Raw genomic sequence first — 15,169 nt, forward strand, 5'->3', positions numbered from 1 at the left:
CGGGTCCAGGTTTTACAGGGTCGATGAGCGGCCAAACACGGGCATGCCTTGCGCATCCCAGCGCAACGGTTTGACAAACGTGTGGCGGTCCGGGTTCCACAGGGGATCGCCAACGATTTCCGTGTAGGTGCGGGCATGGTACACCAGCAATACGCCGTCGCCATCGCCGGCCGTCGTGAAGCTGTTGTGGCCGGGACCGTAGATGCCGTGCTCGTAGCAGGTGGCAAACACGGGCTCGGGCGACTTGGTCCACGAGAACGGATCGAGCAGGTCGGACGTGTCATCGGCCCACAGCAAGCCCATCGCGTAGTTTTCATCGGTGGCGCTGGCCGAATAGCTGATGAAGATCTTGCCGTTACGCTTCAGCACGGACGGCCCTTCGTTGACCCAGAAGCCGCGAATTTCCCAGTCGAATTCCGGCTTGCTCAGCATCACGGGCGGACCGGCCAGCTGCCACGGCGTGGCCATCGGCGCGATGTACAGGTTCGAATTGCCCTCGATGGCGACATCTTTCTGCGCCCACAGGTAATACAGCACGCCATCGTGCTCGAACGTGGTGGCGTCCAGGCAGAAGGTGTCGATGCCCGTGTCGATCTGGCCCATGAATTCCCATTCGCCAATCAAAGGATTGGCGTTCGTATTGCGGATCGCATACATGCGGTGCTGGAACAACTTATGTTTGATCTCGCGGCTTGGCGCGGCGGCGAAATACACATACCAGGCGCCCTGGTTGAAGTGCAATTCCGGCGCCCACACCAGCTCGCTGTACGGCCCCGTTTCCGGCTTGTGCCACACGTCGACCGTTTGCGCGTCGGCCAGGCCGGCGATGCTGTCGGCGCGGCGCAGTTCAATGCGATCGTACTGGGGCACGGACGCCGTAAAGTAATAATAGCCGTCGCTGTGACGGTATATATGCGGGTCGGCACGCTGTTCGATCAGCGGTGTCAAGATGTCTGCCATGTTGCTTGCTCCATTCAATTATTCTTACGCGGAGACAAAACCGCGCTTGTGCATTTCCGACTTCACGCCGCTGTAGTACGTATCGCTGATGCGGTACTTGAACATCAGCAAGCCCATCAGCAAGTGGAAGAAACCGGGGATGATCGACAGCATCAGGGCGATACCGTTCAGGGCGAATTGCGTTTGCTCATGGTTGGGCTGGTAGTCGAAATACGCGAGCAGCACGCCGACCAGGCCGCCCGCCACCGCCATGCCCGCCTTCTGGCAGACGGAGATGCCGCCAAAGGCGAAGCCGGAGACGCGCTTGCCCGTCTTGACTTGACCGTAATCGATGGTTTCCGCGATGGCCGACCAGAACACGGGCGCATGCAAGTCCACCACGAAGGACAGGAGGAAATACAGCGCGAAAGCCAGCACGGTGTCGCTCGGTTTCACGAAGAAATAGATCGCCAGGCTGATCAGCGCGACGCCGATCTGCGTGTAGCGGAACAGTTTTACCTTGCAGTAAAACTTGGTGATCCAGGTCGATGCGATCATGGCCAGGATGGCGGCCACCACGCCCGTCGTGAGGAAGGCGGCCACGGTTTCCGTGCTGCCGCCCAGATAGTATTTCGCGTAATAAATGGCGACCGAGCCGCGCACGACGTAACCGATGGTGCCCGTGACGCACACGCCGCACAGCACCAGCCACTGGTCGTTTTGCAGCAGCACTTTCAATTGCGCAAGCAGCGATTGCTTTTCCACCACGTGCACGACGCGCTCGGTGGTGGAGAAATAGCAGAACAGGAAAAGGGCCACACCCATGACGGCCATCACGGCCATGGCCGCCTGGTAGCCGACGGCCGGGTTGCCGCCGCCCCAGCGCTGCGACAGGATTGGCACGACGATGGTCACCATGAAGGCGCCGATCTTGGCGAAGAACAGGCGGTAGCCGTTGGCCGACAGGCGGTCCTGCGGGTCGCTCGTCAGTCCGCTGATCAGGGAGATATACGGAATGCCCACGCCGGCCGTCATGATGGTCATCAGGATATACGTCGAGTATGCCCAGATCAGCTTGGCGTCATAGTGCCACTCGGGCGTGCTGAACACAAAGAAGACGCTGACGCCATACGGCACGGCCAGCCACAGCAGGTATGGACGGTAGCGGCCCGAGGCAAAGCTGTAGCGGTCGGTGATCTGGCCCATGACCAGATCGGCAATGGCGCCGATGACTTTCACGGCCACGAACAGCAGGGCCAGGTCGGTGGTTTTCAAGCCATAGATATCGGTATAGAAAAAGGTGATGATCAACATCATCGACGAGATGACGACATTGAGCGCCATGTCGCCGGCGCCGAAGCCGACCTTTTCAACGGTAGATAATTTTTGCGTCTCCATGCTTTCCGTCCATTCTTTTTATGATGAATCGTGCGTGACTGCCCAACTGAAAGGGGCGTTGCCGGCCGAAACCATGGCAACGCCCTTGATTTTTACTGTGCGACCAAGTTACATTTTCCAGCGCAGTGATAACCCTACTGTGCGGTCATAGCGGCGCGTGTCGCGCGGATACACGCCCGCAGTGTTCCAGTAATCCTTGAACTTGGTGTCGAGCAAGTTATTCCCATCGAGGGTCACGGTGAACTGGTCGTTGATCTTGTACGACAGCGAACCGTCAAGCTGGGCCGTCGGCGCCACTTTCAAGTCCAGGCCGGGGCCACCCTGGTTGTAGCTGTCGATGAATTTCGAGCGCCAGTTGTAGGCTAGGCGGCCCGACCACGCGTCTTTTTCGTACAGCACGACCAGGTTGTAGGCATAGCGCGACACGCCGGTGATGGCATGGCTGCCCGTCTCGTCGTCCGTGGTGCCGCTCATGTAGGTACCGTTCGCTTGCAAGCCCAGGCCGCTCAACAGGCCTGGCAAGCCGTCATAAAACTGCTGGTAGCCAATTTCCAGGCCTTGCAGCTTGCCGGCGGCCGTGTTGTAAGGACGATCCACGTCATAGGTCTTGCCGGCGATGGTTTCGCTGGAAATGCGTTGCTGGATATAACCGTCGAACTTGTGGTGGAACACGGTAGCCGTGACGGAACCGGCGGGCGCGAAATACCATTCCAGTGCCGCGTCAACATTGTCGCCCGTGACTGGTTTCAGATTCGGATTGCCGCCCGCGCCCGTCGCCTTCACCGTTTCCGTCGAGTTGACGAGGGCCACGCCCGGGTTCAACTGGGAAAAACCGGGACGGCTGATGGTGCGGCCGGCAGCGAAGCGGCCGACCAGGTCCGAGCGCAGCTTGATTTTCAGGGCCACGCTCGGCAGCACGTCGGTGCTGGCCGTATCGCTGATGACAGGCGTGTAGACGCCATCTTGCGAACTGTTGCCTTGCAGGCTTTGTTCGGTGCGCACGACGCGCACGCCCAGAGTGCCGTCGACGGGGTAGGCGCCCAGCTTGAAGGCGACCTTGGCCTTGGTATAGATCGAGTACGTCTTTTCCGTATCCTTGAAGAACGAGCCCGGGTCCATCGCGCGCGCCGCGCTGCTGCCCGTGACGGCTTCGCGGATGGTGCCCGTGTTATTGAGCAGGAAGCTGGCGCACGGCGTGTACCACTGCTTCAAGCCATAGTCGGGGCCGCCGCTGGACATCGGTTCCGACAGGCAATTGAGGCCCGGAATCGACGTCACACTCTGGCGGCCGAACGGAAACGCGGCGCCGGACACGTCCGGTGCTTCCGCATTGCCCTCGAAACTCTTGATCGATTCGGCTTCGCGCTTCACGCCGCGCAGGCCGACGCTGATTTCCTTGAAGATGCCGCCCGCGCTGGGCGTGTACGCCAGGTCGGCGCGCACGTCGTTCGAGCTGCCCTGGTCACGGCCGTAGCGGTCGAAGAAACCCTTCAGATAGTAGTTCGACGGGTCTTGCAAATCGCTGCCCGTGTAGTCCACGTGCAAGGTGCCGTTCTGGTTGGTATTGATGCGGGCATTCGGCACGACGGTAATCGCATCGAGAATCGGGTTGCGCCAGGCATAGGTGCTTTTGGTGCTGGCCACTTCCGACGTGAAACGCCATTCCGGGTTGATATCCCACAAGCCGCCGACGGCAAATTGATGCGTCTTCGTCTCGTTCTTGTTCGCCTGCGTCGACATGATGGTGTTGACGTTGGTGGACGTGAGCGTTTGCAGCTGGTTGGTGCCAGGAATTTTTGTAGCCGACACGGGCGTGCCCCACCATGGCAAGCCGACAAAGTAATCGGACTCGGCATCGAGCAGGAAGCGCGTGGCCATGCCTTCGGCGTACAGCTCGACGTCGGCGTTCGGGCGCCATTGCAGCACGGCATTGGCGGTCGTCCGACGGCGGTCACCCTTGATCGGCAGCAAGCCCACCTGGTCCGGCCCCGTCAAACCCGGCGACAGGAAACTTTTATCCACGGGCGCCGTATTGAACGCGCGTTCCTCATGGTAACGATGCTGCTGCTGCGACAAGCCCAGCAGCGCGCCCACTTCGCCGATGCCCGTCTTCCAGCGGTTCGACAGCATGCCGCTGATGTTCGGGTCGGTGGCCTTGGATTTGTCGCTGTAGACGGCGCGCGTATTCACGCTGGCCGTGAAATCCTTGAAATCGAACGGACGGTTGGTGCGCACGTCGATGATGCCGGCCACGCCGCCTTCGACCTGGTCCGCACCCTGCGATTTATAGACGTCGACGCGCTGCAGCATGGTGGCGGGAATGTCGGCCAGGTTGACGTAGCGGCCCGTGGTGGTGAACAGTTCGCGGCCGTTGAGCAGGGTCGTGACATCGCGCAAGCCGCGGATCATGACGGCGCTCGCCTCGCCAGAATCGCGGCGGATCTGGATGCCGGAAATGCGCGCCAGGGTCTCGGCCACGTTGTTATCGGGGAATTTGCCGATGTCGTCGGCCACGATGGAATCGATGACCTGGTCCGAACGCATCTTGATCTGTTGCGAATTTTGCGCCGAGCGGCGCACGCCGCTAACGGTCACGACCGACACTTCCGCCGCCGGCTCGGCACTGGCATCGGCCGCCACCGCATCCTGCGCCCACACCGAAGCCGTGCTCAGCAAGCCAATACCGGCCAGTGCCGCAACGGCTGCCTTCAAGGTGAATGGACGAGGGGAAGTGGCCGCGAGCGGACCGGTGGCGTTGCGCATCATGAATCTCCAGATATTGTATTGATATTTTTTGTATCGCTTGCATGTCGTTCGCATGCTCGGCGTTTATCTTAGGGGCTGGGCGATAATCTCTCCAATCAATTTTTCCACTGTTTCGATATCAATATTGATATCAGCGGCTGGAGGACTTTGGAGGTTGTAAACAGACAACGGCAGGGGCGTCAGGGACGTTTCAGTCAGGGCGGTGCCTGAAAAAAGCAGTTCAAGCCTCAGAAAAACGCAGGAAGGTATTTCAAGGGTGGCGGAGCGGTGGAGCGGAGGCTAGAGCAAGGCAATCGCGGAACGCAGCAACTTGCCCAGTTGCGGCAAACCTTGCGCTTCGTAGGTGGCAATCAGTTCGGCGGCGGATCTGGGCGGTTTTCTAGATCACGCAAGGGTGCCGGATACAGCACACAGGCATCGAGGACGGCGGTGTAACGGTAGTATCCGGCCATCAGTACCCCAGTTCAAGCTCCTGCGCCTGATCTGCCAAGGCCTGCAAAGCCTGTTGCGAACGCCGTTTGCGCTCATCCTTGTACTGCACCACATCCTCAAAGCGCAGCCGGCGGTGCGTACCCACCTTATGATGGGGAATCTTCCCAGCCTCGAGCAGGCGCACCAGATAGGGCCGCGACATATTCAAATACATCGCCGCTTCCTGCGTCGTCACATCATGTTCCTTCGGCATGACCGTCACGGCCTTACCTTGCGCCAGGGTGCCCAGGACATCGGCAAACAGACGCAATACATTCGGCGGCAAGCGCAGCAAGGGGGCGTCGCCCAAGTCTTGCGCGCCCTCTTCCAGAACGGCAATCTGCACGGCACGCGAATGATCCAGCGCACTGACCAGGCAGCGCTGCGCCGCTTTCGCCAGTTCCAGGTCTTCTTTATTTTCCAGACGATCGATTACATTCGACATGGCATTCCTCCCTGCTTTCCATTCAAGCTTACGAACCAAACGCAATAAACGCAATAAACGCAATAAACGCAACCAAAATAGTATAACAATTTGTGCAGGGACAAGCACAGGGCTACCCATCAACTGCGAACAGAGGGGGAATAATTGAGGGAAACGACGGGGGACATCTTGGTGCGGCTGGCGGGGATCGAACCCACGACCCTTGGCTTCGGAGGCCAATACTCTATCCACTGAGCTACAGCCGCGTAGGGGGAATTTCTGAAGTGATGCGAAGGATACCGTTTTTCTTTACCTACGTCTACGGAAACTGTCGTATCGCTGGCAATTGCATGTCACTGCTCAATTTTTGTGCCTATAATTGTGGGTTTCATAAAGGTTTACATCCAAGCATGTAAAAATGCTACCTTACACGGCCATCAGTTTCAAATCTGGACTAAGGACATCATGAGCGACGCACATAACGAACAACAATCAGCGATCAAAACGCCTAAACAATTGCTTGCCGCCGTAGCTGGCTTCTTCCTCGTCACCGTCATCGGCATCATCCTGCTGGTACAGTTCGTCACGGCGCAAAAACTGACGGGCGCCGGTACGGACAGCCAGTCGCCGGAAGCCATTGCCGAGCGCTTGAGTCCGGTTGCCAATGCTGGCTTTACCTTCAAGGATGCCAGCGGTCCGAAAGTGCTGCAAAGCGGCGAAGCCGTCTACACGGCGACCTGCGTGGCTTGCCATGGCGCCGGCGTGGCCGGTGCACCGAAGTTTGGCGACGCGGGCAGCTGGTCGGCCCGCCTGGCCCAGGGCTACGATACGGTCCTGAAGCATGCCATCGAAGGCTTGCGCGCGATGCCGGCCAAGGGCGGCAATCCGGACCTCGACGATGTGGAAGTGGCGCGCGCCGTCGTCTACATCGCCAACGCGTCGGGCGGCAAGTTCAAGGAACCGGAAGTGCCGGCACCGGCCGCGGCCGCTGATGGCGCTGCTCCTGCAGCCGAGCCTGCCAAATAATTCAGCCAGCGCGCTGAACCAGGAACCGCCCGGATGGGCGGTTTTTTTTCGCCTGCGCATAAGCAAGCGATTTGTCGGATTACGCGTTTCGCTAATCCGACCTACGCGACGTTCGCGACGGACATGAAAAAGCCGCCCGGCTTTGCACGGGGCGGCTCGGTGCTAGTGCGTCAGCACTGCTGTTACCACATGATGACGCGGTCTTTCGGTGGCAGATACATCTTGTCGCCCGGTTTCACGTCGAAGGCTTGATAGAAGCCGGGCTGGTTGCGCATGGTGCCGTTGGCACGGAACTGGCCTGGCGAGTGCGGGTCCGTTTTCAGCAAGACCAGTTGCTGCGCTTCACGCATTTTCATGCGCCATACCTGGGCAAAGCCCGCGTAGAAGCGCTGCTCGCCCGTGAAACCGTCGATGACAGGGGCTTTCTTGCCATTGAGCGACAATTTATACGCTTTATACGCGATCGCCACGCCGGAATTGTCGGCGATGTTCTCGCCCAGGGTCAGTTCGCCGTTGACGAAGTGGCCTTTCACCGGGCTGAAGCCGTTGTACTGCGCCACCAGCTGCTTGGTTTTCTTGGCAAAGTTTTTATGGTCGGCCTTGGTCCACCAGTCGCGCAAATTGCCGTCGCCGTCGTACTGGGCGCCCTGGTCGTCGAAGCCGTGGCTGATTTCATGGCCGATCACGCCGCCGATGGCGCCATAATTGACGGCATCGTCCGCGTTGGCATCGAAGAACGGTGCTTGCAGGATGGCGGCCGGGAAGACGATTTCGTTCAGCTCAGGATTGTAATAAGCGTTCACGGTCTGCGGCGTCATGCCCCACTCGTCGCGGTCGATCGGCTGGCCCAGCTTGTTCAGCTCGCGGTTGTAGTTGAGCAGGTGCGAACGCTGGATGTTGCCGATCAAGTCGTCGGGCGCCACCGTCAGGCCCGAGTAATCGCGCCATTTGTTCGGATAGCCGATCTTGGTGGTGAACTTGGCCAGCTTGATTTGCGCCTGTTTCTTGGTGACGGGGCTCATCCAGTCGAGCTTGTCGATGCTTTGCTTGTAGGCCGTCATCAGGTTTTTCACCAGCGCTTCCATGCGCACCTTGCGCTCGGCCGGGAAATACTGCTCCACGTACAGCTGGCCCACGGCTTCACCCAGCGCGCCTTCGACGGCGCCCACGCCGCGTTTCCAGCGCGGACGCATTTCCGTCACGCCCGTCAGGGTAGTGCCATAAAACGCGAAGTTTTCGTCGACATACGCTTTCGGCAGGTAGCCAGCGTTCGCGTGCAGCAAATGCCACTGGAAGTATGCTTTCCACGTTTCCAGCGGCGTCTTGTTGGCGATCTCGGCAAAGCCTTTCAGGTAGCTGGGCTGGCTGACGATCACATAATTGACCTTGCCGGCGATGCCCGTGTCCTTCAGGTAGCGGGCCCAGTCATAGCCTGGCGCCACGCTGGCCAGTTTCGCCAGTTCCACCTTGTTGTAGGTTTTGACGGGGTCGCGGTTCTGCACATTGCTCCATTGCGCCTTGGCCAGTTCCGTTTCCAGCGCCAGGATAGCCTTGGCATTGGCGGCCGCGTTCGCGTCGCCAGCCAAACTCAGCATTTTTTCCACGTGGGCCAGGTATTTGGCGCGCGTATCGGCCTTGCCTTCTTCCAGGTAGTAATCGCGGTCAGGCAAGCCCAGGCCGCTTTGCACGATGTCGGCCACATATTTGGTGGAATCCTTGGCGTCCTGGTGGATACCGAAGTCGTAAGGCGAGGTCACGCCCAGTTTGCTGAAATGGGCGATCACGGCCGGCAATTCCGCTTTGTCCTGCAGCGCGGCGATCTTCGCCAGCTCCGCGTTCAAGGGGGTCAGGCCCAGGCTTTCCAGCTTGGCTTCATCCATGAAGCTGTTATAGAAATCACCGATTTTCTGGGCATTCGAACCGGCCGCGCGTGCCTTGTCGGCGGCAGCGCCTTCGACGATGCCGCGCAGCTGCGTTTGCGTATCGTCGGCCAGCTTGGCAAAGCTGCCCCAGCTCGACTTGTCGGCAGGAATGACAGTTTCCGCCAGCCATTTGCCGTTCAGGTGCTGGAACAGGTCGTCCTGCGCGCGCACGGCAGGGTCGACGTATTCGACGGCGATGCCCGACGTCAGCGCCGCAGCGGAGACGGCCGTGGCGGGAGCGGCGGCGGCTTTCTTGGCACTATCAGCGGCGCCAGCCATGCCGGACACGCCGGCCAGCAAACTCAGGGTCAATGCACTTAACAAATAACGATTCACGGTTGTCCTCTATATTGTATTGTGTGGAATATAAGGGTCAGAAGGCCCAAGGCTTCTGGCCCGGTTTTTGACTGTAGCATACCGGCCGAAATGACAGAAAGAACTTTGGCCAGAATGCAAAAAAGACCACGCAAGTGGTCTTTTTTGTTGTGACAAGATAACGTTTACATGGATACGACGTTTACCAGATGATCACGCGGTTTTCCGGCGCAACATACATCTTGTCGCCCGGTTTCACGCCAAACGCTTCATAAAAACCTGGCTGGTTGACCATGGTGCCATTGGCGCGGTACTGGCCCGGCGAATGGGGATCGGTCTTGATCTGCACGATCTGCTGCGCTTCGCGCATCTTGCTGCGCCACACTTGGCCAAAGCCCATGTAGAAGCGCTGGTCGCCCGTCAAACCGTCCAGCACGGGCGCCGGCTTGCCGCCCAGCGAGATTTTATAGGCTTTATAGGCGATCGCCACGCCCGAGTTGTCGGCGATGTTTTCGCCCAGTGTCAGCGCACCGTTGACGTGGTAGCCAGGCAATGGGCTGTAGCCGTCGTACTGCTTGGTCAGCGCGTCGGCCTTGGCCGCAAAATTCTTGCGGTCGGCCGGGGTCCACCAGTCGCGCAGGTTGCCGTCGCCATCGGACTGGCTGCCCTTGTCGTCGAAGCCATGGCTGATTTCATGGCCGATGACGGCGCCGATGGCGCCATAGTTGACGGCGTCGTCCGCGTTGGCGTCAAAGAACGGTGGCTGCAGGATCGAGGCGGGGAAGACGATTTCATTCATCGTCGAGCTGTAATAGGCGTTCACCGTTTGCGGCGTCATGCCCCACTCTTCGCGGTCGATCGGCTTGCCCAGCTTGGCCACCTGGCGCGCGGAGCCGAAGTTGGCGGCGCGCATCATGTTGCCCACCAGGTCGCCCTGGACGATTTGCAGCTTCGTGTAATCGCGCCATTTGTTCGGATACGCGATTTTCGGCGTGAACTTGGCCAGCTTGGCTTGCGCTTCCTTCTTGGTCTCCGGGCTCATCCAGTCCAGGGTATCGATGCTGTCCTTGTAGGCGGCCAGCACGTTTTTCACCAGTTCCTGCATGTGCGCCTTGCGCTCTGCCGGAAAATATTGCGCGACATACAGCTTGCCGACGGCTTCGCCCAGCACGCCTTCGACGGCGCCCACGCCACGCTTCCAGCGCGGCTGGTTTTCCGTCACGCCACTGAGTACCGTGCCGTAGAAGGCAAAGCTTTCATCGACGAAGTTTTTCGACAGGTAGCTGGCATAGCTGCGCAGCAACTGCCATTCGAAATACGCTTTCACGGTGTCCAGGTCGCTTGATGCCAGCACCTTGTTGTAGCCGGCCAGGTAGCTTGGCTGGTTGACGATGACGTAATCGACCTTGTTGGCGATACCGAGCGCGGCCAGGCCCGACTTCAGGTCGTAGCCCGGGGTCAGGTCGTTCACTTTATTGATGTCGGTCTTGTTGTAGCGTTTGACGGGGTCGCGGTTCTCGACCTTGGTCCATTGCACTTCGGCCAGGGCCGTTTCCAGCGCAACAACCGCCTTGGCGCGCGCGGCGGCGTTCTTGTCGCCGGCCATGGCCAGCATTTTTTCCACGTGCGCCTGGTATTTTTCCTTGACGCCAGCCTGCTTGGCTTCCAGGTAGTAATCGCGGTCTGGCATGCCCAGGCCGCTTTGGCTGACATATGCCGCATATTTCGTCGAGGCACGCGCATCCTGGCCCACGTAGACGGCATAGGGGGTCGACACGCCCGTCTGGCTCAGGTGAGCGATCAGGGCCGGCACGCCCTTCTTGTCGCGCAGCGAGCGGATGCGGTTCAGTTCGCCGGCCAGCGGCTTCGTGCCCAGCGCATCGAGCTTGGCTTCATCCATGTAGCTGGCGTACAGGTCGCTGATTTTCTGCGCTTCGGAACCGGCCTTCTTGTTTTTGTCCTGTTGCGTCGCTTCGATGATGCCGCGCAATTGCGGCGTCGTGTCATCGCGCAGCTTGGCGAACGAACCCCAGCTCGACTTGTCGGCAGGGATCTCGGCCGTCGCCAGCCACTTGCCGTTCAAATGGGTAAAGAAATCGTCCTGCACGCGCACGGCGGGGTCGATGTACTGCACATCGATGCCGGAAACGACGCCAGCGGCGGCAGGCGCGGCGCTTGGGGCCACGGTCGGGGCGGCAGCGGCGGATACGGGTTCGGCGGCATGGGCAAACGCAGCCAACAGGGTCAGGGTCAGACTGCTCAAGAGATAGCGATTCACGAATTGTCCTTATGGGGCATGTCAAAAAGACCGGGCAGATAGCTGCGGGCGGATAGCCCGCCGCGCCAGGCGCTGCAGGAATGTAGCACGCGCCGCTCAGTTCGGCCAGACTCAAGGGGCTTTCATTGTCCAGTCCGGCGAGCATGGCATGAGCTGGAACAGCGCATGCAGCGTTTATCCATACAGATAGAGCAGGTCGTCGATCAGCGCCAGTTCCTGTTGCGTGAACTGCGTGTTGTTGAACTGCCCGATAGCTTCGAGCACGCCTCTAATCGGCACTTGCCGTGACGGATCCTGAACGATGTCGATCAGCAGGCCGGCATCAGGATCCCGCCCCCTCAGATACTTTTCAATCAGCGCTTCGAGCGAGACACGTGCCTGCAAATCAGTTAACATTTTTTATCTGCCGGGAAGAAAGAAGCTCCAGTCTAAATGAGCCGGAGCCTGCGGATAAAAAAAAGCCTGCGTCCGCGGACGCAGGCAAAACCACTTCGGGTCGAGAATGCGAGTCCACTATAGGGCCGCCGCACACGCTTTTTTTCGACTCTTACAAATGCTTACTCCCCTCAAGACTCCCTATACATCGCATACAAAACCGCAACATATGGCAAGCTGGCAGCCCCGTTTTCGCGCGTAGACTGGGTCCAGGCACGCTTTTTCCACGGCCGGCCCACGCCGGCAGAGATTCAGGTCTATACTTTCAACAAAGCGCCGCTCCACGGGGACTGGCGCTTGTGCAAGACACGCTAGCTGCAAAGGTGCAATGATGGGCAAACTCAAAAATACCGGCTTGATCGGCCTGGGCGTGGTGGCCGGCGTCGCCGTGTCGCTGCAATTTTCCGCCATGGCGCAAAAGACCGTCGAGCCGCCCCTGCCGCTGGAAGAGCTGCGACAGCTGGCCGACGTGTTTGGCCTGATCAAGTCCGATTACGTCGAGCCCGTCGAAGACAAGAAACTGCTGGAAGACGCCATTTCCGGCATGGTTGCCTCGCTCGACCCCCATTCCGCCTACCTGGACAAGAAAGCCTACGCCGAGCTGCGCGAAGGCTCCGAAGGCAAGTTCGTCGGCCTGGGCATTGAAATTGGCCTCAGCGAAGACGGCTACATCAAGATCGTCTCGCCCATCGAGGATTCGCCCGCCTACCGCGCCGGCATCAAGGCCGGCGACCTGATCACCCGCCTCGATGGCCAGCCCGTGAAAGGCGTCAGCCTCGACGACAACGTCAAGCGCATGCGCGGCGAACCGGGCACCAAGGTGTCGCTGACCATTGCCCGCAAGGATGAAGCGCAGCCGCTGGCCTTCACCATCACGCGCGAGGAAATCCATCAAAAAAGCGTGAAGGCGAAGATGGTCGAGCCGGGCTACGCCTGGCTGCGCGTGTCGCAATTCCAGGAACCAACCGTCGACGACATGGCCGCGCAGATCACGGCGCTATATCAACAAGATCCGAACATCAAGGGCATGGTGCTCGACCTGCGCAACGATCCGGGCGGCGTGCTGCAGGGCGCCATCGGCGTCTCGGCCGCCTTCCTGCCGAAGGACGCGGCCATCGTCTCGACCAACGGCCAGCTGCCGGACTCGAAACAGGTGTTCTACGGCCGCGCCGAATACTATACTTTCCGCTCGGAAGGCGACGCGCTGGCGAAATTACCGGCCGCCATCAAGAAAGTACCGCTGGTGGTGCTCGTCAACACGGGGTCGGCCTCGGCCTCGGAAATCGTCGCCGGCGCCCTGCAGGATTACAAGCGCGCCACCATCATCGGCACGCAAACCTTCGGCAAGGGTTCCGTGCAAACCATCCGCCAGCTGACAGCCGACACGGCCGTCAAGCTGACGACGGCCCGCTACTACACGCCGAACGGCCGCTCGATCCAGGCCAAAGGTATCGTGCCCGACCTGCTGGTCGATGAAAATGCGGATGGCGACGGCTTGAACGGCTTGCGCATCCGCGAAGCGGACCTGACCAAGCACCTGAGCAACGACCGCGACAAGGAAAGTACCAAGGCGGCACCCGTCAACGACGAGATGGAAGAGCAATTGCGCATCATCGCGCTGGAAAAGACCCGCAAGCCGCTGGAATTTGGCAGCAAGGACGATTTCCAGTTGCACCAGGCGCTCAATCACCTGAAGGGCTTGCCGGTGCAGCTGGCCAAGGCCGAACCGGTGGTGGTGCAGGCCGACGTCAAGAAAGAACAGAAGAAGTAAGCAGTTTGGGGTCAGACCCGGCGGGTCTGACCCCATCACACGCAATACCCCCAGCACCGCTCCACGCGACAAAAATCAATCTTCCGCCACACATCGCCCTGCCCCGCAACACGAAACTCTCTACAGTCGAGCCCGTTTGTGTAAAATTTGCTTCACTTATCGGCGCCACGTCGATTGCCAAATTTGAAAGTTTAACCATGAAACAAGTCGTCATCAGCGGTACCGGACTGTACACGCCGCCATTTTCGATCTCCAACGAAGAGCTGGTCACCTGCTTCAATGCCTACGCGGAAAATTTCAATGCCGACAACGCCGACGCGATCACCGCGGGCACAGTGACGGCGCTGGACCTGTCGAGCGTGGCCTTCATCGAAAAGGCGTCCGGCATCAAGTCGCGCTTCGTGATGGAAAAGGAAGGCATCCTCGATCCGGCGCGCATGGTCTCGCGCATCCCGGAACGGGGCGATGACGAACTGTCCCTGCAGGCGGAAATGGCGGTCGCCGCCGCGCGCGACGCGCTGACCCGCGCCGGCCGCACGCCGGCCGATATCGACATGGTGCTGGTGGCCTGCAGCAACATGCAGCGCGCCTACCCGGCCATGGCCGTGGAAGTGCAGGATGCGCTGGGCATCGATGGCTATGGTTTTGACATGAACGTGGCATGTTCGTCGGCCACCTTCGGCATCCAGCAAGCCGTGGCCGCCGTGCAAAGCGGCCAGGCGCGCGCCGTGCTGGTCCTGAATCCCGAAATCACCAGCGGCCACCTGAACTGGCGCGACCGCGACAGCCATTTCATTTTCGGCGACGCCTGCACCGCCATCATCGTCGAAGCGAAAGAGACGGCCGTGTCGCAGCACCAGTTCGAGATCATCGGCACGGAACTCAAAACGCGCTTCTCTAACGCCATCCGCAACAATTTCGGCTTCCTCAACCGTTTTGACGAGTCCGGCGTGGGCCAGGCCGATAAATTGTTCCGCCAGCAAGGCCGCAAGGTCTTCAAGGAAGTGTGCCCGATGGCCGCCGAAATGATCAAGGCGACCTTGGCCAAGGCCGGCGTGGAAGTGGCGCAAGTCTCTCGCTACTGGCTGCACCAGGCCAACCTGAACATGAACTTGCTGATCGCGCGCCTGATCCTGGGCCGCGACGCGGAAGCCAATGAGGCGCCCGTGATCCTCGACACCTACGCCAACACCTCGTCGGCCGGTTCCATCATCGCCTTCCATAAATATCAGGATGACATGGCGGCAGGCAACACCGGCGTCATCTGCTCGTTCGGCGCCGGCTATTCCATCGGCTGCGTGGTCGTGCGCAAGCTCTGAGCGCATGGGTGTAACATCGCCTGACTCCTGAATTAGGCGATGTTCAAGGTGGATAGGCATGCGTTCGTGGCCACCTGGACGAAGATATAGCACAGGTTTTTTGCA

At 59.8% G+C, this 15,169-nt stretch carries 10 protein-coding genes and 1 tRNA gene; 3 read left to right on the forward strand and 8 right to left on the reverse strand.

What is annotated here, in order from left to right:
- Positions 1–12: 12 nt before the first annotated feature.
- From AC54AG_RS17605 to AC54AG_RS17625, 5 genes are all read right to left on the reverse strand, one after another.
- The gene (locus AC54AG_RS17605; RefSeq protein WP_319992049.1) at positions 13–960 is read right to left on the reverse strand and encodes a glycoside hydrolase family 43 protein; all 948 of its coding nucleotides are present in this window, start codon (positions 958–960) and stop codon (positions 13–15) included.
- Positions 961–984: 24 nt separating this feature from the next.
- Positions 985–2,337, reverse strand: coding sequence for an MFS transporter (locus AC54AG_RS17610; protein ID WP_070304467.1), 1,353 nt, complete (start codon positions 2,335–2,337; stop codon positions 985–987).
- A gap of 108 nt (positions 2,338–2,445) precedes the next feature.
- Positions 2,446–5,103 (reverse strand): TonB-dependent receptor, encoded by a 2,658-nt coding sequence (locus AC54AG_RS17615; RefSeq protein ID WP_496631115.1) that lies wholly within the window; start codon positions 5,101–5,103, stop codon positions 2,446–2,448.
- Positions 5,104–5,554: 451 nt separating this feature from the next.
- The gene (locus tag AC54AG_RS17620; protein WP_496631116.1) at positions 5,555–6,127 is read right to left on the reverse strand and encodes a helix-turn-helix domain-containing protein; all 573 of its coding nucleotides are present in this window, start codon (positions 6,125–6,127) and stop codon (positions 5,555–5,557) included.
- A gap of 61 nt (positions 6,128–6,188) precedes the next feature.
- Positions 6,189–6,264 (reverse strand) — tRNA-Arg (locus tag AC54AG_RS17625).
- A gap of 199 nt (positions 6,265–6,463) precedes the next feature.
- Here AC54AG_RS17625 and AC54AG_RS17630 point away from each other — a divergent pair.
- The gene (locus AC54AG_RS17630; RefSeq protein WP_070304465.1) at positions 6,464–7,024 is read left to right on the forward strand and encodes a c-type cytochrome; all 561 of its coding nucleotides are present in this window, start codon (positions 6,464–6,466) and stop codon (positions 7,022–7,024) included.
- A gap of 182 nt (positions 7,025–7,206) precedes the next feature.
- Here the strand turns inward: AC54AG_RS17630 and AC54AG_RS17635 are convergent, their stop codons facing one another.
- The 3 genes from AC54AG_RS17635 to AC54AG_RS17645 all read right to left on the reverse strand — a co-directional run bounded on the left by AC54AG_RS17635 (position 7,207) and on the right by AC54AG_RS17645 (position 11,935).
- Positions 7,207–9,282: a M13 family metallopeptidase gene (locus tag AC54AG_RS17635; RefSeq protein WP_070304464.1), complete on the reverse strand. Its 2,076-nt coding sequence runs from the start codon at positions 9,280–9,282 to the stop codon at positions 7,207–7,209.
- 181 nt (positions 9,283–9,463) lie between these two features.
- Positions 9,464–11,539, reverse strand: a complete 2,076-nt coding sequence (locus AC54AG_RS17640) for a M13 family metallopeptidase (RefSeq protein ID WP_496631118.1) — start codon at positions 11,537–11,539, stop codon at positions 9,464–9,466.
- Positions 11,540–11,713: 174 nt separating this feature from the next.
- Entirely contained in the window at positions 11,714–11,935 is a 222-nt protein-coding gene (locus tag AC54AG_RS17645) for a hypothetical protein (protein ID WP_456148198.1), read from the reverse strand.
- Between the two features lie 367 nt (positions 11,936–12,302).
- On the opposite strand from AC54AG_RS17645, the gene AC54AG_RS17650 reads away from it, so the two are divergent.
- Positions 12,303–13,745, forward strand: coding sequence for a S41 family peptidase (locus tag AC54AG_RS17650; RefSeq protein ID WP_070304461.1), 1,443 nt, complete (start codon positions 12,303–12,305; stop codon positions 13,743–13,745).
- A gap of 197 nt (positions 13,746–13,942) precedes the next feature.
- Complete coding sequence (locus tag AC54AG_RS17655; RefSeq protein WP_496631119.1) at positions 13,943–15,064, forward strand: beta-ketoacyl-ACP synthase III; 1,122 nt, start codon at positions 13,943–13,945, stop codon at positions 15,062–15,064.
- Positions 15,065–15,169 lie beyond the last annotated feature (105 nt).

Source organism: Janthinobacterium sp. BCJ23 (assembly GCF_059617945.1).